The following is a 19,409-nucleotide window of genomic DNA, read 5'->3' on the forward strand; positions in this document are numbered from 1 at the left end:
CATGCACCGCCCTACCCGACTGAAAGACGCTCAGGCCGAAGAAAGCCAGTTCCAGCTACGGCTGGTGATTGCCTACGGCTTCATGGTGCTGATGCTGCTCACCCTGGCCGCACGTTTCATCTGGCTGCAGGTGATGCAGTACGAGCACTTTGCCACCCTGGCGCAAAACAACAGCATCTCGCTGGTACCGGTACAGCCTAACCGCGGCTTGATCATGGACCGCAACGGCGTGGTGCTGGCGCAAAACCACGCCGCCTACACGCTGGAAATCACCCCTGCCAAGATGGCTGATATGGAAGCCACCATCCAGGCGCTGCGTGCACTGGTAGACATCAGCCCGCGCGACGAGCGGCGGTTTCGCAAGTTTCTGTCCGAAAGCAAGGACTTCGAGCCGGTACCGCTCAAGCTACGGCTGAGCGAAGACGAAGCCGCGCGCGTGGCGGCCAACGCCTGGCGCTTTCCCGGCGTAGAAGTCAAAGCCCGGCTGTTCCGCGACTACCCCTACAAAGAGCTGACCAGCCATGTGCTGGGCTATATCGGCCGTATCAACCAGCGCGACCAGCAAAAGCTGGAAGAAGACGACAAGCTGGCCAACTATCGCGGTGCCACCCACATCGGCAAGCTGGGGCTGGAGGCGGTGTACGAGGCCGAGCTGCACGGCACCAACGGTTTTGAAGAAGTGGAAACCGATGCCGGCGGCCGTGCCGTACGCAGCCTGCGCCGCACCCCACCGCTACACGGCAACAACCTGAAGCTGGCGCTGGATATCCGCCTGCAAGAGGTGGCCGACAAGCTGTTCGGCCAGCGCCGCGGTGCGCTGGTGGCCATCGACCCGCAAACCGGTGGCGTACTGGCCTTTGTGTCCAAGCCCGGCTTCGACCCCAATCTGTTTATCGATGGCATCGACAGCGCCACCTGGAAAAGCCTGAACGAAGACTGGCAAAAGCCGCTGGTAAACCGCGCCGTGCGCGGCCTGTACCCGCCCGGCTCCACCTTCAAGCCCTTCATGGCCATGGCCGCCCTGCAGTCTGGCGCCATCGGCCCGTATGATCTGCGCCCAGCGCCGGGCTACTTTACCCTGCCCGGCTCCAGCCACCAGTTCCGCGACTCCAACCCGCGCGGCAACGGCATGGTCAATATCAGCAAGGCTATCGCCGTATCCAGCGATACCTTCTTTTACCGCGTCGCCTGGGATATGGGCATAGACCGCATCCACCCGCTGGTGGGGCAGTTTGGCCTGGGGCAGAAAACCGGCATCGATCTGGATGGCGAGGCCAGCGGCGTGCTGCCCTCGAAAGAATGGAAAGAAAAACGCTTTGCCCGCTTCAAACCCGAGGTACGCCGCTGGTACCCGGCCGACGTGGTGAGCGTGGGCATCGGCCAAGGCTTTAACGCCTACACGCCGCTGCAAATGGCCAACGCCACTGCCATTCTGGCGGCCAACGGCAAGGTGTTCAAACCGCACCTGGTGCAGGAAATCACCCAGGCCGGCAGCGGCAAGGTGCGGTTGGTAGAACCGCGCCCACAGCGCACCCTGGCCTTCCGCCCCGAGCTATACGCCCACGTGAAAGACGGCATGGTAGCGGTAATGCGCCCCGGTGGTACCGCCGCCAGGTTGGCCGCAGGGCTGACCTACACCATGGCCGGCAAAACCGGTACCGCCCAGGTGGTGCAAATCAAGCAGGGTGCCAAGTACAACGCCGCGGCGCTGGCAGAACAATACCGCGACCACTCGTGGTTTATTGCCTTTGCCCCGGTAGAAGCACCGCGCATTGCCATTGCCGTGATTGTGGAAAACGCCGGTTTCGGTGCCGCCAGCGCGGCGCCGATCGCCCGTGCCGTGAGCGATTTTGCCCTTACCGGCAAGGTACCACCCGAGCTGCAAGGCAAGATGATGACCATGCCGCAAGCGGCACCGGCAGGAGACAAGCACGATGCAAGCGCCGCTCGCTAAACGAATCTGGGATGCCATAGCCGCCCCGTTTGACGGCTGGCTGATGGCGTTTCTGGCCGGTATCTTCGTCATGAGCATGCTGGTGCTGTTTTCTGCCTCCAACCAGAGCTGGCACAAGATAGACAACAAGCTGGTCTATACCATCATGGCCCTGGCGGTGATGTGGATCATGGCGAACGCCCGCCCGCAAACCGTGATGAATTTTGCCCCGCCGCTCTACGCAGCCGGGGTGCTGATGCTGGTAGGGGTAGAGCTGTTCGGCATTACGGTCAACGGCTCTACGCGCTGGCTAAACCTGGGTATCGTGCGTATCCAGCCCTCGGAAATCATGAAGACCGCGCTGCCCATGATGGTGGCGTGGTACTTCCAGAAATACGAAAGCACGCTGAACTGGCGGCATTATCTGGTGGCCGTGGCGCTGATTGCCGTGCCCGGCGCGCTGGTACTGAAACAGCCAGACCTGGGCACCGCCGTGCTCATCATGGGGGCAGGCTTTTTCGTGCTGTTCTTTGCCGGCCTGTCGTGGAAGATCATCATCGGCGGCCTGGTCGCCTTTCTGGCCAGCCTGCCGGTGGTGTGGAACCTGCTGCACGACTACCAGCGCCGCCGCGTGCTGACACTGATCGACCCCATGCAAGACCCGCTGGGCGACGGCTACCACATTATCCAGTCCATGATCGCCATCGGCTCGGGCGGCGCGTGGGGCAAAGGCTGGCTCAATGGCAGCCAGACGCACCTGGACTACATCCCCGAGCGCACCACCGACTTTATCTTTGCCGTGTACTCGGAAGAATTCGGTCTGGCCGGCAACCTGCTGCTGCTGGCGCTGTATCTGGGGGTGATCACCCGCGGCATGCTGATTACTGCCCGCGCACAAACCCTGTACGGGCGCCTGCTGGCCGGTGCCATTACGCTGTCGTTCTTTGTGTACGTGTTTGTGAACATGGGTATGGTGGCCGGCATTCTGCCGGTAGTCGGTGTGCCGCTACCCTTCATGTCGTACGGTGGTACCGCCACCGTGTCGCTGGCCGTGGCGCTGGGCATGCTGATGAGCATCGGCAACACCAAACGCTAAACCCGCCTGGCCAGCACCACATTGCGGCCAACCCTGCCCGGGGTTGGCCGCATTTTTATACGTGGTACTTTGGGTACACCGCGCTGGTTTGATACCACCATCATTCAAACGATCGTTGCAAAAGCCACCGCACCCTCCGCAAGATAGAGCCGCGACTCTAGAGAGCGCAGCACAAGGACCACACCGCCACGACGGTGCGGCCAGACACGAGGAGGCAATATGGATTTCAGCATCGATCTGCTACTACTGGCGCTGGCGCCACTGTTTGTCGGCTGCGTAGCCGCCGAGGCCTGGTACTGGACCAAACGCGGCCGCCACGACATCTACAGCTGGCGCGACACGCTGTGCAATATGGGCCTGGCGCTGCTGCACCAGGGCGCTGACAAGCTGGCCTGGCTGCTGGTGATACCGCTGTACCAATACGTTTACCAGCACTACCGGCTGTTCGACCCCGGGCACGGCTGGGGCAGCTTTGTGCTGCTGTTTCTGGCGCAAGACCTGCTGTACTACGGGTTTCACCGCGCCAGCCACCGTGTGCGCTGGCTGTGGGCGGCGCATAGCGTGCACCACAGCTCCACCCGCATGAACCTGTCCACCGCTTTTCGCCAGAGCCTGATGTACCCGCTGGCCGGCATGTGGGCGTTCTGGCTGCCGCTGGCCTGGCTGGGCTTTGCCCCGCAGCTGGTGGTGGGCGTGGTACTACTGAACCTGGCGTTCCAGTTTTTTGTGCATACCCAGGCCATCCCCAAACTGGGCTGGCTGGAGTACGTGTTCAACACGCCGTCCATCCACCGCAGCCACCACGCACGCAACCCCTGCTATATCGACCGTAACTACGCTGGCGTACTGGTGATCTGGGACCGCCTGTTCGGCAGCTACGTTGCCGAGCGCGAGAACACACCATGCGAATACGGCACGCTCAAGCCGGTAAACAGCGTGAACCCGCTATGGGTGAGCGTAGTGGAGTGGCGCGACATGCTGCGCGAAACCCTGGCCGCACGCAGCTGGCGCGCGCGGCTCGTGCTACTGTTTGGCCCACCCGAGGTGGCCGAGCGTGTTGCCGCTCAAAACAGCCAGCGCCACACCCCGTAAACCGCAAAACCCAGCAGGATAGCCGGCAGCGTCTGGCGGCTGAAAAATGCCACCGTCGCCGCCGCCAGGGTGCCCGGCAGGTAAGCGTTGGCCGCACTCAGGTCGATATTCCCTTGCGGGGCCAGCGCCATCGGCACGATCAGCGCAGTCAGCACCGCCGCGGGTACGTAGTGCAGCGCACGCTGCAACAGCGGCGGAAACACCAGGCGGTGGCCAAACACCAGAAAACTCAGGCGGATGCCGTAAGTCACCACCACCATACCGGCGATGGCCAGCAACAGGTTCATCGTCATGCAGCCTCCCCCAGTGGCTGGCTTGCGGCCAACCTTTCTGCCAGCAAACCCGCCAGCACCCCGGCCAGCGCGGCCAGCATCAGCCCCAGCTTGTACGGCAGATGGCGCGCCAGCAAGGCCACACCCCCCGCCGCCAGTGCCGCCGCCAGCACCGGCCGCTGGCGTAACTGTGGCGCCACGATGGCGGCAAAGGTAGCCACCATGGCAAAGTCCAGCCCCAGCTCGGCCAGGCCCGGCACGCTTTGCCCCAGCAGCACCCCGGCCACGGTCCATAGCTGCCAGTTCAGGTACATGGCCAGCGACGAGCCCAGCCAGTAGGCCGCGCCGCCATCCGCCACCCCCTGGGTGCGCAAGCGGTACTCCACCACGGCGTAGGTTTCATCGGTCAGCCAGAACGCCAGCAACCAGCGCCAGCGCGCCGGCAGCTCCCGCACGGCGGGCAGCAGGCTGGCGCTATACAGCGCATGGCGCAGGTTCACCACAAAGGTGGTTAGCCAGATCACCGGCAAGGCGGCGCCACCGCCGATCAGGCTCACCGCCACAAACTGCGACGAGCCGGCAAACACCAGCGCCGACAGCGCCAGTACCGCCCACACGGGGATGCCACTGGCAATGGCCAGGGTGCCAAAGATCACGCCAAACGGCGCAGCCCCCACCAGCATGGGCACCGTATCGCGAACGCCCGCCAGCAAGGCGGCACGGTTGAGGTTCATGCAAGACTCCACAGGTTCAAGGTTGGCCGCAGGCAGCGGCGTGGTCGCGCCAGGCCTGCAGCAAGGGTTCCCACGTCGGCGGGTTACCCGGGTAACACAGCGCCCCGGCGGGTGGCTGCCAGCCTGCCTGCGCACTGGCAGTCCAGATATGGGCTACCGGCTGCCACACCGGTGCGTCGTCCAGCGTGCCGGGCTTGATGCTGAGTATGTCCCCGTTACCCGAGGTACGGTGGAACAGGCGCGTACCGCACTGCGGGCAGAAATCGCAATCCATCACGCGCCCGGACGGCGTGTGGCGCTGCCAGCGCTGCACGCTACCCTGCAGCAGGGTCAGCTGCGCCTGGCGTACCCACAGCGCCATACCGAAAGCGCTGGCCGACTGGCGCTGGCATTCGCGGCAATGGCAGGCAAACACGGTGGCCACCTCGCCCTGCACGCGGTAGCGCACCGCGCCACACTGACACTGGCCGTGAAAGGTGTGCATAGACTGCCCCCCAAGTAAAAAGCCATTCTGGCACGCGCCACGCAGGCAGCAATGGAACAGCTTGTTCATGCCCCACTATGCACGCAGATGACGCGGCTGGCTTGAACGATCTTGCGCCGCTAGCGGCCGCGCACCGTGCGCTGGTAGGCCGCCGGCGTAATGCCCAGCGCGGCGCGAAAGGCGCGTGTCAGCTGCGGCTGGTCGGCAAAGCCCAGCTGCGCGGCCACCAGCACCGGCGCCACGCCCTGCGCCAGCAGGCTGCGGGCGCGCGCCACGCGCAGCTGGTTGCGCCACGCTACCGGTGGCAGGCCGAACTGCTGGCGAAAGCGGCGGTTGAGGTGCCACGGTGACAGCCCGGCCTCGTCGGCCAGCGTCTGCAGGGACAGGTTGTCGGCCAGGCGGTCGGCCAGCAGGCTGCGCACGCGCTGCAGGGCCGGGTGGGCGGCGGACAAGGCCGCCTCGCGCACGCCCATGTGGCGGGTCAGTACGTCGGCAAAAATGCCCTGCTGCACGCTTTCGCGCAGCAGGCGGTCCTGGCTGTCGCGCAGTAGTGGCTGCAGCTGCCACAGCCGATGCCACAGCTCGGGGTCGTACACCACCGTATCGCGGAAAAAGGGCTGCACCGGCCTGCCGGCCATCTGGCTGGCCAGGCCCTGTATCAGCTGCGCCGACGGGTAGTAGCCGTGGTAGCCCCAGCCGGCGTCGTGCGCCGAGCGGCCGGTGTGCACCTCGCCGGGGTTGATCAGGATCAGCGCGCCCGGCCCGGCCACGTGGGTACCGCCGCGCCAGTGGTAGGACTGCGCGCCCCAGTGCACGGTATTAACCACGTACTCCTCGTGGAAGTGCGGGGCAAACACCTGGCGGGTATAAAAGGCGTCCAGCAACTCCAGCGGCGCAATGTCGTCGGCGCGGAAGAAACGGGCGTGTTCGGGGCGGGCAGCGGTCATGGTGCAACGGCAGCGGGGTGATGCTGCATTCTGGCACAGCGCCGCCGCGCCGTTTTGAACGATCTTGTCAGGAACCGGCCATGAAGGTGCGGATGCCGGAGCCGATAAACTGCACGCCCACGCAAATCAGCAAAAAGCCCATCAGCCGCCCCAGTACCTCGGTACCGGCGCGGCCGATACGCTGCGCGATCCAGCTGGCCGAGCGCAATAGCAGGAAAATACCGGCGCAAGTAGCAAAGATGGCCAGCGTCGTCATGCCCAGCGCCAGCAGGCGTGCGGTGTGGTTGCCCAGCTCGGCGATTTCGGTGGCCATGCCGATCACTACGGCGATGGTCCCCGGCCCGCTGATACCCGGCATGGCCAGCGGAAAGAATGCGTAATCTTCGCGCCGCTTGGTGCTAGGTGCCATGCCGGGGTCTTGCGACAGAAACAGCATGCGGTAGCCCAGTGTGGCCACCACAAAGCCGCCGGCAATACGCAGCGCGCCATAGCTGATGCCAAACGCCCCCAGAATCACATTACCCGCCAGCAGCGACACCAGCATGATGGCCGCCGCGTACACGCAAGCCATGCGTGCCTGGTGCGCACGGCGTAGCTCGCTCATGCCCTGGGTCAGGCTGACGAACAGCGGAATCTTGGACAACGGGTTGGTAATCACCAGCAGGCTCACCAGCCCGCCAAAGAAAAACTGCAGATACAACGCCTTGATCATGATGCTCTTCAGCAATGGGTTGGCCGCCATTGTAGCCAGCTGACACCGCCCTGCACGCCGCGGCCATGAAAGACAATAAAATTGCGGCGGCGGCGCATCCAGGCGCACAGGCTGCCGCGCGGGCAGGCATGGCGGGTGCGGCATTTTGTCGCAGGACAATGTGCCGCAGGCGCGGCAGTGGTAGCCTTGCGGCCAACCTGTCTGCTTTACATTTTTGCAAAGGAATCCGTATGCGCAAACTCGCCGTCCTGGCCCTGGCCTCCCTGCTATCCCTGCCTGCCCTGGCGCACGACTATACCGCTGGCGCACTGAAAATCGGCCACCCGTGGAGCCGCGCCATGCCGGCCACCAGCCCCACTGCCGGCGTGTTCATGACCATCAATAACACCGGCAAGGATGCCGACAAACTGGTGTCCGCCACCAGCCCGCAGGCTGGCAAGATCGAGCTGCACACCCACGTTAACGACAACGGCGTGATGCGCATGCGCGAAGTAGCTGGCGGTATTGCCGTCCCGGCGGGTGAGGCCACCAAGCTGGCCCCGGGCGGCCTGCACGTGATGCTGTTCGACATCAAGCAGCAAGCCAAGGTGGGCGACAAGTTCCCGCTGGTGCTGAAGTTCGAAAAAGCCGGTGAAGTAAAAGTAGACGTGAAAGTGGAAGCCGGCGCCCCGGCCGCCCACGCGCACTAAGCTTTTGCACCACATGAAAAAGGCTGCCCGAAGGCAGCCTTTTTTTGTTACCCGCCGCGTTGCTTATTTTTGCAACAGGCGGCGCGCGGCCACGGCGGTATCGGTGTAGTCGGTAAACACGCCATCCACACCCAGCTCGAAGTACGCTCGGTATTCTTCCAGCGGGCTGTCCTGGAAGTTGGCCGCCAGGTGTTTGGACTCGTTACGGAAGGTATACGGGTGTACCAGCAGGCCGGCTTTGTGCGCGTTTTTCACCACGTCGCTCGGCTCGATCATGGTCATGTCGCGCTGGTCGACTACCTTGTCGCCATCTACATCGGCGGCTTTGCCGGTCTTCGGGTCTACCATCGCCTGCCAGCTGATCAGGTACGGCTTCCACGGGCCGATGCCGTCGGCAAAGGTCTTGATCTCTTTCAGGCTGGCCGGGGTCAGCATGTCGGCGTAAGTGCGTTTGTCGCCGGATACCACGTGGTCGTACGGCACATTGGCATCAATGGTGCCATCCGGGCGCACATCGTTGGCGTCCAGCAGGTACACCAGCTTGTTGGCGGTGAGCTTGCGCAGCTGCTTGAGGTTGGCCGCTTCGAACGACTGGATAAATACCGGTGCGTCCTTGCGGTTCAGCTTGTATTTCTGCAGCAGGTCGACCAGCGGTTTTTCCAGGCCCAGGCCCAGTTGCTGGTGGTAGGTGGGGTGTTTGGTTTCCGGATAGATGCCGATCTGGCGGCCGGTTTCCTTCGATTTGGCTTCGCGCAGTGCCAGCACTTCGTCGAAAGTCGGCACCTGGAACTGGCCATCAAACGCCTTGCTACGGTCGCCACGCGGCTGGATGGCACGCAGGGTCTTGATCTCTGCCAGGGTAAAGTCGCTGGCAAACCAGCCCTCTTCCTCGTGGCCATCCACCTTCATGGCGCGCTTGCGGCTGGCAAACTCGGGGCGCTTGGCCACGTCGGTGGTGTCTTTCAGGTTAGGCTCGTGGCGGGCAATCAGCACGCCATCCTTGGTGGCTACCAGGTCCGGCTCGATAAAATCGGCCCCCAGCTCGATCGCCTTGGCGTAGCCTTCCAGCGTGTGGTCAGGCATGTAGCCGGATGCGCCACGGTGGGCAATCACCAGCGGTGCCTTGCCATCCAGCGTCGGGAAAACAGGCTTCTGCACGGCCCAGGCCGGTGCGGCCAACGTAGCAGACACCGCCATGGCGATAATGATCTTCTTGTTCATTGCTACCCCCTGAGAAATACACGTGTCGATGAAAGCCACCAGTCTGGCACACGCATGTGATGCTTTTTTGACAGGGCTGCGGCTTTACCTGCAAGGGCAGGGTGCAAACTGCTATGCTTTATCCCTGTCCTATGTTGTCTGCTGCCATGAGCCCGTTCTTGCAAAAACCCTTCCGCCCCGCACTGCTGCTGGTACTGATTTTCCTGTCCGGGGTACTGGGTATCTGGTGGCTGGCCGCTTCAGCAGCGCGCGATGTAGACGACGAATCACGGCGCATCAGCCAGCTGGCGCTCAGCCAGGAGCTGGCCCGCGAGCGCCGCCAGCTGGCCAACACGCTGCAGGACTACGCCAACTGGGACGAAATGGATGACAAGATCAACCGCGCCAAACCGGACCTGGCGTGGCTGGCCGACAACCTGACCGCCTCGGTGTACCACAACCTCAATATCCACCTGGCCTTGCTGGTGGACCCTGGCGAAGGGGTACTGCTGGCACGGCGTAACGGCATGCTGGTCACCCCGCCAAACCGCGCCCTGCCGCTGCCGGACCAACAATGGCTGGCCCTGCTACGCCAAACCGACCGCTACAGCCAGGCACGGCCCGGCGCCATGCCCAGCCAGCTACTGCGGGTGGATACCGTCAACCCGCTAACCGGCCACCCCGAGCCGCGCATCCTGATGCTCTCCATCCAGCGCATCACCCCCGAACTGAACAAGACCACACACAGCACGCAGCAGCGCTACCTGATTTTTGCGCGCTATATGGACCAGCAAAGCCTGCAACAGCTCAGTGCCGACTTTCTGCTGCCGCAGATGCGCCTGTATTTCACGCCGCAAAGCCCGCCAGACCTGACCGCCCTGCCACTGCAAGACAACAATGGCCAGACGCTGGCATGGCTAGGGTGGCCCGGCCGGGCCCCGGGCAACAACATGCTGGAACGCATCCTGCCGCAAAGCCTGCTGCTGCTGGGCATTATCCTGCTACTGGGTGCCGCCATCGTGCGCATGGCAGAGCGCTGGCAGCGCCACAGCTTGCGCCAGGCCGAACGGCTGCAGCAGCAAGGACAGGCACTGCAAAACCTGGTGACCAGCCGCCGTGATGACCAGCAGGAACTACGCGAATACCTGGAAGAAGTCATCCCGCTTTTGAGCCAGACCCTGAAGGTGAACCGCATCAGCGTGTGGCAGTTCAGCCCGGACGGTAAAGAGCTACTCTGTCTGGCCAGCCTGAACGCCATCAGCGGGCAATTCAGCCACGGCGAGCAGCTGGAGCAAAGCCAGCACGCCGACTATTTCCAGGCCATGCGCCAGCAGCGTTGCCTGGCCAGCCACCATGCGCAGCAGGACGAGCGCCTGGCCTCGCTGCGTACCTATCTGGTGGCACGCGATGTCAGCGCCATGCTGGATGCGGCCATCGTGGTAGGCGGGCTGCACCACGGCATCCTGTGTGCCGAGTCGCAAACGCCGCACCGCCAATGGCAGCAGGACGAAATCAACTTTGTCTGCTCGGCAGCCGACATCCTGGCGCTGGTGATGGAATCGCGCGCACGCCTGCACGCAGAAGGCGAGCTATACCGCCAGTTCTACTACGACCGTTTTACCGGCCTGCCCAACCGCAGCCGCCTGCTGATGCAGCTGGACGAGCTGATCCAGCAAAAAGAAAGCCAGAGCCCGCAAAACAGCGAGCCGCTGGGCTGCCTGATGCTGGCGGTAGAAGGCCTGACCAATATCAACGAACTCTACGGCCGCGATAATGGCGACCTGGTTATCCGCGAACTGGGCCGGCGGCTGGAAGGCGTTACCGGCCACGGCGAAATGGTGGCACGCAATGCCGACAACCGCTTTGCCCTGCTCATTCTCAGCCGGGACGAAGAAAGCCTGTGCCACCGGGTAGACCACCTCAGCGGCCTGCTGGCCCGCCCGCTGGAGATTCAGGGCCAGCAGCTCTATATCCGCCTGAGTATTGGCCTGGCGCTGTACCCGCACGACACCAACGACGCCGAATCGCTGCTGGAACACGCCGAGATGGCACTGCAGATGTCGCGTGAAGGCCCGGGCGACTGGGTGCGCTTCCACCCCGACATCAACAGCAACTGGCGCCGCCGCAACCGCCTGCAAACCGAGCTGCGCCAAGCCATCGCCCGCAATGAGCTGGTGCTGAACTACCAACCCTACATCTCGCTGAAAAGCGGCAAGGTCGCCGGTGCCGAGGCGCTGGTACGCTGGCAACACAGCGAAATGGGGCTGGTATCGCCCGCCGACTTTATCCCCATGGCCGAAGAAACCGGTGCCATCCACGCCATTGGTGCCTGGGTGCTGGAAGAAGGCATACGCCATGCGGCCAGCTGGCGGCTGCGTTTTCTGGAAAACTTCACCATTTCCATCAACGTGTCACTGCTGCAGCTGGAAGACCCGCACTTTGCCGAAAGCGTTACCGCCCTGCTGGCGACCCACCACATGCCTGGCGAAGCACTGGAGCTGGAGGTCACCGAGGGCCTGGCGCTGCGTAACACCCCCGAAATCGACAACAACCTGCACAAGCTGCGCGCCCAGGGCATTGCCATCGCCATTGACGACTTTGGCACCGGCTACGCCTCGTTCAGCTATCTGCGGCGCTTCCCGGTAGAAAAGCTCAAGATCGACAAATTGTTCCTGGACCGCGTGCCCGATAGCGAAGCCGGCAGCAACCTGGTACGCATGATTGTGGCCATGGGCCACACCCTGGGCGCTTCCGTTACCGGCGAGGGCATAGAAAACATCGAGCAAGCCCGCTTCCTGGCACAGCACGGCTGCGACTACGCCCAAGGCTACCTGATCAGCAAACCGCTGGCGGCGGGGGCACTGGAACGCTTCCTGGTGGATGCAGAGCCACTACCGATACGTTAAGTGCATGACCTTTGTCATAATTCAGGCTTATTGAAACCAAATTGCGAGCAATAGCAAACCAAACGTTGCTTGGATGTAACATGCTGCGCCGCAATATTGTCCGACAAGCAAGCACTACGCTGGCTTGGCATGCCAACTTGATGCAAACTGGCCCCCACGTTGCACCCTGCCTCCCAAGCATTGCGCCAGGTTTCCAAAGAAGACCGGGTGATGGAGGAGAGACGAGCTCCACAGGAGCCACAACACATACAACACAGAAAGTAGCGGATCAAGGCGGCGGTGCAACGTCCCCCCACCCTGCAGTTTGCAAGCCCCCCCATCAGCATTACCATGGCCCTCTTCACCCTTTGCGGCCAACCTTCATGACGACCCCTGCCCTGCCCCGTATTGCCATTCGCTATTGCACCGGCTGCCGCTGGATGCTACGCGCCGCCTGGATGGCGCAAGAGCTGCTCACTACCTTTGAAAAAGACGTCGGCGAAGTCGCGCTGCAACCCGGCAATGGCGGCGTATTCACCGTCCACGTCGACGACGTGCTGGTCTGGGACCGCGCTGCCGATGGCGGTTTCCCCGACATCAAGGTGCTGAAGCAGCGCGTGCGCGACCGCATCGCCCCCGACCGCCACCTGGGCCACAGCGACCACAGCGCCGCCGACAACGGGCAGTAAGGCCGCGCCTTGAGCGTACAACGCAAGATCATCCACATCGACTGCGACTGCTTTTTTGCCGCCGTGGAAATGCGCGACCAGCCCGCCTGGCGCGGCATACCGCTGGCAGTGGGCGGCCAGCCCGGCCAGCGCGGGGTGATCGCCACCTGCAACTACGAAGCACGGCGCTTTGGCGTGCGCAGCGCCATGCCCTCATCGCTGGCGCTACGGCAATGCCCGCAACTGCTGATCGTGCCCCCCGACTTTGCCCGCTACCGCGCCGCCAGCCAGGCGGTGCACGCCATCTACCAGCGCTACACCACGCTGATCGAGCCGCTCTCGCTGGACGAAGCCTATCTGGATGTCAGCGGCCAACCCCACTGCCAAGGTAGTGCCAGCCTGATGGCACAAGCCATCCGCGACGCCATCCGCAGCGAGGTCGGCATAACCGCCTCGGCCGGTATCGCCCCCAACAAATTCCTGGCCAAGATCGCCAGCGACTGGCGCAAGCCGGACGGGCAGTTTCTGGTGCGGCCCGAGGAGGTCGCCGACTTTGTGCGCGTGCTGCCGGTAGAAAAAATCTGGGGTGTAGGCGAAGTCACCGCTGCCAAGCTGCGCCAGCAAGGTTTTTATACCTGCGGCGACCTGCAACAGCTGCCGCTGGCCGACATGCTGCGCCGCTTTGGCAAGCTGGGCAAAACGCTGTACGAGCTGTCGCGCGGCCAGGACAGCCGCGCGGTAGAGCCGGAACGCGAGCGCAAATCGGTGAGCGTGGAAGAAACCTACACCCGCGACCTGCCCGACCTGGCCAGCTGCGAAGCCGAGCTAGCCGGCCTGCTGGCCACGCTGGCGCAGCGGCTGGAACGCACCGGCAGCCCGCGCTTTCGCGGGCTCACCGTCAAGATCAAGTTTGCCGATTTCACCCAGACCACGGTGGAATGCACCGGCCACAGCCTGGATGCGGCCAACTACCGCCAGCTGCTGCACACCGGCTACGCCCGTGGCGGCAAGGCGGTACGCCTGCTGGGCGTAGGGGTGCGGCTGCAGGAAGCCGACCCCGCCATGCAGCAGCTGGAGCTGCCCTTACAGCACGGCCTGTTGCCACCGGGCTAGGCTGCGCTATTGCGCATCGGTCTGCTGGCGGTCTGCCGTGACAGCAGGCGCTTTGCTGCCGCCGCCCAGGCTGCCCCAGTCGATGCGGCGGGTCAGGTACATGGTGAGCGCCAGCAGGGCAAACAGGCTGAGGCTACCCATCAGCAAGGCCATGTCCTGCGACTGCAGAATCATGAACAGCAAGCCATACAGTGCGGCCAACATGCCGGCAAATACCCCGCCGCTCTGCCAGCTGCCCAGCACACTGCTGCCGTACGCGCCCTGCAAGAGTACCGATGCCAGCGCCGCCAGCCAGTAGGCCATGGCAAAACCCAGGTGCTCGGACAAGGACAGGGTCAGCAGGAAGAACATGGCCAAACCCAGCATCACCAGCGTGTACTGCACCGGGTGCACCGACACGCGGTTGATCACCTCCAGCAAGAACACCCCGCCCATCATCAGCAACACAAACAGTTCGGCGTATTTCATGGTGCGTTCGTTCAGCACGTAGCGGTCTACCGGATCCAGCAGGCGCAGGCCTACCCAGTTCTGCTCGCAGCCGCTTTTGCCCTGCAGGCAGGGGTTGCCCCCGGTGGCCAGCTCGCTGGTCTGCCAGCGGGCACGGAAGCCCTGCGCGTTCACGCTACGGCTCTGCGGCGCAAAATTACCGGCAAAGCTGGGATGCGGCCAGTTACCCGCCAGGTTCACCGTACTGCTATCGCCAGCGGGCTCCACCAGCAGCGCGCTGCTACCCGCCAGCTGCAAACCCAAACGGAACGACAGCCCCTGCCCCTGGGCGTGCAGCACGTCGCTGGCAGCCAGTGCCACCACCGCGTGTACACCACGCGGGCTGTGCGCCAGACCCGCACCCGGTACAAACGCCAGCGCCTGGCCACCAGCTTGGCCAGCCAGCTGCTGAATGCCACGCACATCGCTTAGCCCCAGAGCCAGATACGGCTTGCCCCAGCGCGTACTGCGGCGCTCGGTATCGTTACTGAGCATTTCTTCGTACGCAGCCAATGCCGGTATGTGAAACTGCCCGCCCAGCTGCAGCTGGCTGCGATAAACCGGCGCCTCGAACAGGCCACGCTTGAGCAGCTCGACCGCCAGCTTGCCGTCTACCGTGAGCTGGCTTGGGCTGAGCAGCAGCTGTTTGCTTTCTTCGCTTTGCGCCCAGCGCCCGCTCTTGCCACCCTCCGCCGGCTGCCACTTGTCCACCCTCACGGTGTAGGGCAGCACCAGATAGGGGCCGCTCAGGTTTTGTTCGCCCGCACTGAACTGCGCAATCTCGCGCTGTACTTCCTCGGCGCGGCTCTGCCGCTCGTCCAGCAGGCTGCGCACCAGGCCCAGTGCCAGCAACATCAATAAACCCATGCCGGCCAGTACCAGCATTTTCCATCCCATTTTCATTGTGTGCTCCCTCAAGCAGTCAGCGTGAGGGCAGCATGCCGCCCGAACATGGAGGCAGCATGGACACCCTGTGCAGATTGTGTGAAGACGGCCAGCGACTCAGCCCAGCACCCGCGCCAAGGGGTTGGCCGCATCGGCGGCCGGTAGCTGCAGCGTGACGCACACGCCCGGCGGCTGGTTGGCCAGCGTGATGTCGCCACCGTGCAGCTGCACGATGGTGCGCGTCAGCGCCAGACCCAGCCCGCTGCTTTTCGGCCCGTGCGGGCGCGGCAGCGAGTAGAAGCGGTCGAACAGCCGCCCCAGCGCGTAGTCCGGTACTGGTGGGCCGTCGTTGGCAATGTGCAGCTGCCAGCCTTTGGCCACCGGCTGTAATTGCAGGGTGATGGCACCGTCGTTAGCGGTGAAGTCGATGGCGTTTTGCAGGATATTGCGCAGCGCCTGGCGCAACAGAAAAGCATCGCCCGCCACCGTGGCCTGTGGCAGCGTGGCCACGGGCGTCACGCGGCGTGCACCCAGCTGCGTTGCCAGCGCCTGCAATTCGCCAGCCAGCAGCTCGGTAAGCAGCAGCGGCTGCGGCTGCTGCAGCCGGCCGGCGGCCTCCAGCGAGGCCAGCTGCAGCAAATGATCCACGATCTGCTGCAGTCGAACACTCTCACTTTCGATATGGTTCAGAAAGCGGGCGCGCTCGGCTGGCGGCAGGTCGTCCTGCAACAGCTCGGCCGAGGCACGCAGCCCGGCCAGCGGCGACTTCAGCTCGTGGGTCAGGTCGTGTACGTAGTGCTCCACGTAGGCCTTGCCGTCCAGCTCGCTACGCATGCGGCCCAGCGCCTGCGCCAGCGTGTCCAGCTCGCGGTTGGCGGCAAAGTGCGGCACCGCTTCGCTGCCCCCGGCGCTCACGCTGTCGGCAAAGCGCGTGAGGCGGGTAATGCCGCGGCTAAGCCACCACGAAAACAGCGCGCCCAGCAGTAGTGCGGCCAACAGCACCACGCCGATCAGCCGCCCCAGCTTGGCTTCGCTGCGTTCGATATGCGGCTGCATGGCCAGATTGGGCCGGCTCACGGTAAGCACCCCGATAATGCGCTGGCCGTCGCGCACTGGTGCCGCCACATACATCACGGTAGACAAGGGGTTGGCCGCATCGGCCTGCGTGGTGCGCGCACCGTACTGGCCGCGCAGCGTCAATGCCACATCGCGCCAGCGGCTGTAGTCCTGGCCCACTGCCTGGCCGGCGGAATCCAGCAGCACCACGCCGCGCGCGTCGGTCAGGTAGACGCGCAGCTGGGTCTGGTCATGGCGCACGCCCCATACCTCGGCCTGCGGCTGGCGCGCGGCAAAGCGCTGCAGCGTGGCTGCCAGACGGCCGTCATCCAGCCGGCCCGCTACCATGTCCGGCTGTACCATCTCGGCCAGCAGGTTGGCGGTGTCCAGCAGCACGGCCTCGGCCGAGCGCCGCATCGCCGGCTTGATCTCGTCGCGCACTACGCTCACTACGTAGGCGGCCAGCAAGCCCAGCAGCAGGAAGTAGCCGGCAAAAATGCGCCAGGAAAAGCGCATCAGCCCTGCTCCAGCGCGTAGCCGAAGCCACGGTGGGTGACGATGGGGTCAAGGTCGGCGCGCACCTGGCGCAGCTTGGCGCGCAGGCTCTTGATGTGGCTGTCGATGGTGCGCTCGAAGCTGTCTTCCGCTGCCTCGCCCAGCGCGTCCAGCAGCTGGCTGCGACTAAACACCTGCCCAGGCCGCGACAGCAGCAACGCCAGCAGACGGTATTCGGACGGTGTCAGTGCCAGCACCTGCCCGGCAAAGCGGATGCGCCGCGCCGCGGCCTCGTGGCAAAACAGGCTGTCAGGGTTGGCCGCAGGTACCGCAGCGGGCTGGCTGCGCTTGAGGATGGCCCGCACCCGCGCCACCACCTCGCGCGGGCTGAACGGCTTCACCACGTAGTCGTCGGCACCCAGCTCCAGCCCCAATACGCGGTCCACCTCGTCGGCGCGGGCGGTCAGCAGCATCACCGGCAGCTCGCTGTGGCGGCGCAAACGGCTCAGCAGCGCCAGGCCGCTATCGTCCGGCAGGCCGATATCCAGGATAAGCAGCTGTGGCGGCTCGGCCGCCAGCGCCGCTTCGGCGTCGCGCGCCAGCGTGCAGTGGCGCACCTGCCAGCCCTCGCGTTGCAGGGCGAACAGCAGGGTATCGGCGATGGCCGGCTCGTCCTCGGCCAGCAGAATGCGGTAAGCAGACATGGAAACGGCATGCGGTAAGGAAAACGGCAGCTTGCCCGACGGGCCCGCTGCCGTAAAGCCCGCACTTAACGCAGGCGCTGCTGCCAGGCGGCAATGGCGCGGCGAATGGCGGTAATGCCTTGCTTGCCCACTTTTTCGCCTTCGCGGATAGCGCGGCTGCGCTGGTCGAAGTCGGCGGCACCCAGGCCCAGCACCTGCGGGCGCAGGATCACGTCGGCACCTTTGAGCTCATTGGCCAGGGCGGCCTGGGTCATGATGGACAGGCTTTGGTCGAAGGTGCCCAGTACGCCGCTTTTGCGCTGCGCCGGCTTGGCGGTGATGTCCACCGCGATGACGATATCCGCGCCCAGCTCGCGCGCGGCGCTGACCGGCACGGGGCTCACCAAGCCGCCGTCTACGTAGCGGCGGCCACGGATGGTGACCGGCTGGAACACATTGGGGATGGCGGCCGAGGCGCGCACCGCGGTGCCGGTGTCACCACTACGGAAAACCACGCGCGCGCCGCTGTCAAAGTCGGTGGCCACTGCAGCAAAGGTGCGCGGCAGCTGTTCGATGCGTTTGCGGCCAACCTCGCGGTTCACCATGGCGGCCAGCTTGTCGCCCTTCAGGAAACCACCACCGGACAGGCTGAAATCTTTCAGCTCGTCTTCGTTCAGCGCCAGCGCACGGCGGCGCAGCTTGTCGGCGCTGATGCCGCTAGCGTAGATAGCGCCCACCACGCTGCCGGCGCTGGTGCCGGTGATGATATCCGGCACGATGCCCTGCTGCTCCAGCACGCGAATCACGCCCACGTGGGCAAAGCCCTTGGCGGCACCGCCACCCAGCGCCAGGGCGATGCGCGGTTTGCGCACCACTTTTGGCGTAGCTGGCTTGGCCGGGGCAGGGTTGGCCGCAACGGGTTTGGCGGGCGGCAGCGGGACAGCTGGCGGCACCTCGGCCACCGGCGCACTGGCCGGGGTAGCAGGCAGCGTACCAACAGGCAGCTGGGGCGCGGCTGGCAGCGTGACGCTCGTACACGCGGCCAACAGCAGCGGGGCCAGGGCGCGCAGGCTGCGCTGCAGGGGCTTAGGCAGCACGCTTGCGTTTTACCCAGTTATCGATAGCGGTTTTCACCTGCGGCAGCATGGCACGGGCCACCTTCTCGCCTTCGGCAATGGCGCTGGCACGTTCGTCAAAGTCGGCCGCGCCGATATGCAGCACGGCCGGGCGCAGCACCACGTCGGCCTGTTTCAGCTCCAGGTTCAGCGCGGTCAGGTTCATGATGTTCAGGCTGCGGTCCAGCAGGCTCAAAAAGCCGCTGCTGGCCTTGCCGGTGGGCTTGGCCGAGATGTCTACGGCGATAACGATGTCAGCGCCCATTTCGCGGGCGGCCATCACCGGTACCGGGCTCACCAGGCCACCGTCCACGTAACGGCGGCCGTTGATGGTGACCGGCTGGAACACATTGGGGATGGCGGCCGAGGCGCGGGCGGCGGTACCGGTATCGCCACTTTTCAGCACCACGCGCGCGCCGCTATCCAGGTCGGTAACCACCGCGCCGAATTTGCGAGGCAGCTGTTCGATGCGCTTGCCGTCTACCTGTTGGTTCACCAGGGCGGCCAGCTTCTCGCCCTTGAGGAAACCGCTGGTGGAGAAGGTGAAGTCTTTCAGGTCGTCTTCGTTGATGCGCATGGCGCGAAAGCGCAGCGCTTCGCCGTCCACACCGCTGGCGTAGATGGCGCCCACGATGCTGCCGGCGCTGGTGCCGGTGACGATGTCGGCCTTGATGCCGTTTTGCTCCAGCACGCGAATCACCCCCACGTGGGCAAAGCCCTTGGCGGCACCGCCACCCAGCGCAAAGGCAATCTTGGGTTTGGGCACGGCTTTTGGCACTACCGGGGCAGAGGTCGGCGTGGTGCAGGCGGCCAGGCCTGCCAACAGGGACAGGGCGGCAAAACGGCGAACAGACAACATAAAGG

Annotated in this window: 18 protein-coding genes; 7 read left to right on the plus strand and 11 right to left on the minus strand. The window is 64.5% G+C overall.

Going from position 1 to position 19,409, the window contains the following annotated elements; all coding sequences use genetic code 11:
• Position 1: 1 nt before the first annotated feature.
• The 3 genes from mrdA to ACZ9XP_RS05915 all read left to right on the plus strand — a co-directional run bounded on the left by mrdA (position 2) and on the right by ACZ9XP_RS05915 (position 4,121).
• Complete coding sequence (mrdA, locus tag ACZ9XP_RS05905; RefSeq protein ID WP_465188140.1) at positions 2-1,954, plus strand: penicillin-binding protein 2; 1,953 nt, start codon at positions 2-4, stop codon at positions 1,952-1,954.
• Positions 1,935-3,029, plus strand: coding sequence for a rod shape-determining protein RodA (rodA, locus tag ACZ9XP_RS05910; RefSeq protein ID WP_465188141.1), 1,095 nt, complete (start codon positions 1,935-1,937; stop codon positions 3,027-3,029). Before mrdA ends, rodA begins: the two co-directional genes overlap by 20 nt.
• Positions 3,030-3,248: 219 nt before the next feature.
• A complete protein-coding gene (locus tag ACZ9XP_RS05915) occupies positions 3,249-4,121 on the plus strand; it encodes a sterol desaturase family protein (RefSeq protein ID WP_147688146.1) in 873 nt (290 codons plus the stop codon).
• Here the strand turns inward: ACZ9XP_RS05915 and ACZ9XP_RS05920 are convergent.
• The 5 genes from ACZ9XP_RS05920 to ACZ9XP_RS05940 all read right to left on the minus strand — a co-directional run bounded on the left by ACZ9XP_RS05920 (position 4,094) and on the right by ACZ9XP_RS05940 (position 7,270).
• A complete protein-coding gene (locus tag ACZ9XP_RS05920; protein ID WP_240803477.1) occupies positions 4,094-4,414 on the minus strand; it encodes an AzlD domain-containing protein in 321 nt (106 codons plus the stop codon). The two genes, ACZ9XP_RS05915 and ACZ9XP_RS05920, sit on opposite strands and share 28 nt — an antisense overlap.
• Positions 4,411-5,127 (minus strand): AzlC family ABC transporter permease, encoded by a 717-nt coding sequence (locus tag ACZ9XP_RS05925; RefSeq protein WP_147688147.1) that lies wholly within the window; start codon positions 5,125-5,127, stop codon positions 4,411-4,413. Before ACZ9XP_RS05925 ends, ACZ9XP_RS05920 begins: the two co-directional genes overlap by 4 nt.
• A 16-nt stretch (positions 5,128-5,143) precedes the next feature.
• Positions 5,144-5,611: a GFA family protein gene (locus tag ACZ9XP_RS05930; RefSeq protein ID WP_170253734.1), complete on the minus strand. Its 468-nt coding sequence runs from the start codon at positions 5,609-5,611 to the stop codon at positions 5,144-5,146.
• A gap of 119 nt (positions 5,612-5,730) precedes the next feature.
• Positions 5,731-6,558 carry an AraC family transcriptional regulator gene (locus ACZ9XP_RS05935; protein WP_147688149.1) on the minus strand — a complete coding sequence of 276 codons (828 nt, stop codon included), beginning with the start codon at positions 6,556-6,558 and terminating at the stop codon, positions 5,731-5,733.
• Positions 6,559-6,625: 67 nt separating this feature from the next.
• Positions 6,626-7,270, minus strand: a complete 645-nt coding sequence (locus tag ACZ9XP_RS05940) for a MarC family NAAT transporter (protein ID WP_147688150.1) — start codon at positions 7,268-7,270, stop codon at positions 6,626-6,628.
• Between the two features lie 230 nt (positions 7,271-7,500).
• Here ACZ9XP_RS05940 and ACZ9XP_RS05945 point away from each other — a divergent pair, with 230 nt between their 5' ends.
• Positions 7,501-7,959 carry a copper chaperone PCu(A)C gene (locus ACZ9XP_RS05945; RefSeq protein ID WP_147688151.1) on the plus strand — a complete coding sequence of 153 codons (459 nt, stop codon included), beginning with the start codon at positions 7,501-7,503 and terminating at the stop codon, positions 7,957-7,959.
• 63 nt (positions 7,960-8,022) lie between these two features.
• Here ACZ9XP_RS05945 and ACZ9XP_RS05950 read toward each other — a convergent pair whose 3' ends face one another.
• Positions 8,023-9,180, minus strand: a complete 1,158-nt coding sequence (locus ACZ9XP_RS05950) for a glycerophosphodiester phosphodiesterase (RefSeq protein WP_147688152.1) — start codon at positions 9,178-9,180, stop codon at positions 8,023-8,025.
• Positions 9,181-9,338: 158 nt separating this feature from the next.
• Between ACZ9XP_RS05950 and ACZ9XP_RS05955 the strand changes: the two genes are divergently transcribed.
• The 3 genes from ACZ9XP_RS05955 to dinB all read left to right on the plus strand — a co-directional run bounded on the left by ACZ9XP_RS05955 (position 9,339) and on the right by dinB (position 13,825).
• On the plus strand, positions 9,339-12,065 hold the full coding sequence (locus ACZ9XP_RS05955) for an EAL domain-containing protein (protein ID WP_170253735.1): 2,727 nt from the start codon (positions 9,339-9,341) through the stop codon (positions 12,063-12,065).
• Positions 12,066-12,427: 362 nt separating this feature from the next.
• Entirely contained in the window at positions 12,428-12,733 is a 306-nt protein-coding gene (locus ACZ9XP_RS05960) for a SelT/SelW/SelH family protein (RefSeq protein ID WP_147688154.1), read from the plus strand.
• A gap of 9 nt (positions 12,734-12,742) precedes the next feature.
• Positions 12,743-13,825 carry a DNA polymerase IV gene (dinB, locus tag ACZ9XP_RS05965; protein WP_465188142.1) on the plus strand — a complete coding sequence of 361 codons (1,083 nt, stop codon included), beginning with the start codon at positions 12,743-12,745 and terminating at the stop codon, positions 13,823-13,825.
• A 6-nt stretch (positions 13,826-13,831) separates the two neighbouring features.
• On the opposite strand, the gene creD is transcribed toward dinB, so the two are convergent.
• The 5 genes from creD to ACZ9XP_RS05990 form a co-directional block, all read right to left on the minus strand.
• On the minus strand, positions 13,832-15,214 hold the full coding sequence (creD, locus tag ACZ9XP_RS05970) for a cell envelope integrity protein CreD (protein WP_465188143.1): 1,383 nt from the start codon (positions 15,212-15,214) through the stop codon (positions 13,832-13,834).
• A 99-nt stretch (positions 15,215-15,313) separates the two neighbouring features.
• Positions 15,314-16,768, minus strand: coding sequence for a two-component system sensor histidine kinase CreC (creC, locus tag ACZ9XP_RS05975; protein WP_465188144.1), 1,455 nt, complete (start codon positions 16,766-16,768; stop codon positions 15,314-15,316).
• Positions 16,768-17,451, minus strand: a complete 684-nt coding sequence (gene creB, locus ACZ9XP_RS05980) for a two-component system response regulator CreB (protein ID WP_465188145.1) — start codon at positions 17,449-17,451, stop codon at positions 16,768-16,770. The genes creC and creB overlap by 1 nt, the downstream gene beginning before the upstream one ends.
• A gap of 65 nt (positions 17,452-17,516) precedes the next feature.
• Complete coding sequence (locus ACZ9XP_RS05985) at positions 17,517-18,419, minus strand: patatin-like phospholipase family protein (RefSeq protein WP_465188186.1); 903 nt, start codon at positions 18,417-18,419, stop codon at positions 17,517-17,519.
• A gap of 97 nt (positions 18,420-18,516) precedes the next feature.
• Positions 18,517-19,404: a patatin-like phospholipase family protein gene (locus ACZ9XP_RS05990; RefSeq protein WP_147688160.1), complete on the minus strand. Its 888-nt coding sequence runs from the start codon at positions 19,402-19,404 to the stop codon at positions 18,517-18,519.
• Positions 19,405-19,409: the final 5 nt, after the last annotated feature.

The organism is Vogesella perlucida (assembly GCF_979366545.1).

Bases quoted from the DNA above. Each gene is read 5' to 3' on its own strand.
- ACZ9XP_RS05930 (WP_170253734.1), bottom strand. From the start codon at position 5,611: ATGCACACCTTTCACGGCCAGTGTCAGTGTGGCGCGGTGCGCTACCGC.
- ACZ9XP_RS05915 (WP_147688146.1), top strand. From the start codon at position 3,249: ATGGATTTCAGCATCGATCTGCTACTACTGGCGCTGGCGCCACTGTTT.
- ACZ9XP_RS05990 (WP_147688160.1), bottom strand. From the start codon at position 19,404: ATGTTGTCTGTTCGCCGTTTTGCCGCCCTGTCCCTGTTGGCAGGCCTG.
- creB (WP_465188145.1), bottom strand. From the start codon at position 17,451: ATGTCTGCTTACCGCATTCTGCTGGCCGAGGACGAGCCGGCCATCGCC.
- creD (WP_465188143.1), bottom strand. From the start codon at position 15,214: ATGAAAATGGGATGGAAAATGCTGGTACTGGCCGGCATGGGTTTATTG.
- ACZ9XP_RS05925 (WP_147688147.1), bottom strand. From the start codon at position 5,127: ATGAACCTCAACCGTGCCGCCTTGCTGGCGGGCGTTCGCGATACGGTG.
- ACZ9XP_RS05935 (WP_147688149.1), bottom strand. From the start codon at position 6,558: ATGACCGCTGCCCGCCCCGAACACGCCCGTTTCTTCCGCGCCGACGAC.
- ACZ9XP_RS05920 (WP_240803477.1), bottom strand. From the start codon at position 4,414: ATGACGATGAACCTGTTGCTGGCCATCGCCGGTATGGTGGTGGTGACT.
- ACZ9XP_RS05950 (WP_147688152.1), bottom strand. From the start codon at position 9,180: ATGAACAAGAAGATCATTATCGCCATGGCGGTGTCTGCTACGTTGGCC.
- ACZ9XP_RS05945 (WP_147688151.1), top strand. From the start codon at position 7,501: ATGCGCAAACTCGCCGTCCTGGCCCTGGCCTCCCTGCTATCCCTGCCT.
- rodA (WP_465188141.1), top strand. From the start codon at position 1,935: ATGCAAGCGCCGCTCGCTAAACGAATCTGGGATGCCATAGCCGCCCCG.
- ACZ9XP_RS05960 (WP_147688154.1), top strand. From the start codon at position 12,428: ATGACGACCCCTGCCCTGCCCCGTATTGCCATTCGCTATTGCACCGGC.
- ACZ9XP_RS05940 (WP_147688150.1), bottom strand. From the start codon at position 7,270: ATGATCAAGGCGTTGTATCTGCAGTTTTTCTTTGGCGGGCTGGTGAGC.
- creC (WP_465188144.1), bottom strand. From the start codon at position 16,768: ATGCGCTTTTCCTGGCGCATTTTTGCCGGCTACTTCCTGCTGCTGGGC.
- mrdA (WP_465188140.1), top strand. From the start codon at position 2: ATGCACCGCCCTACCCGACTGAAAGACGCTCAGGCCGAAGAAAGCCAG.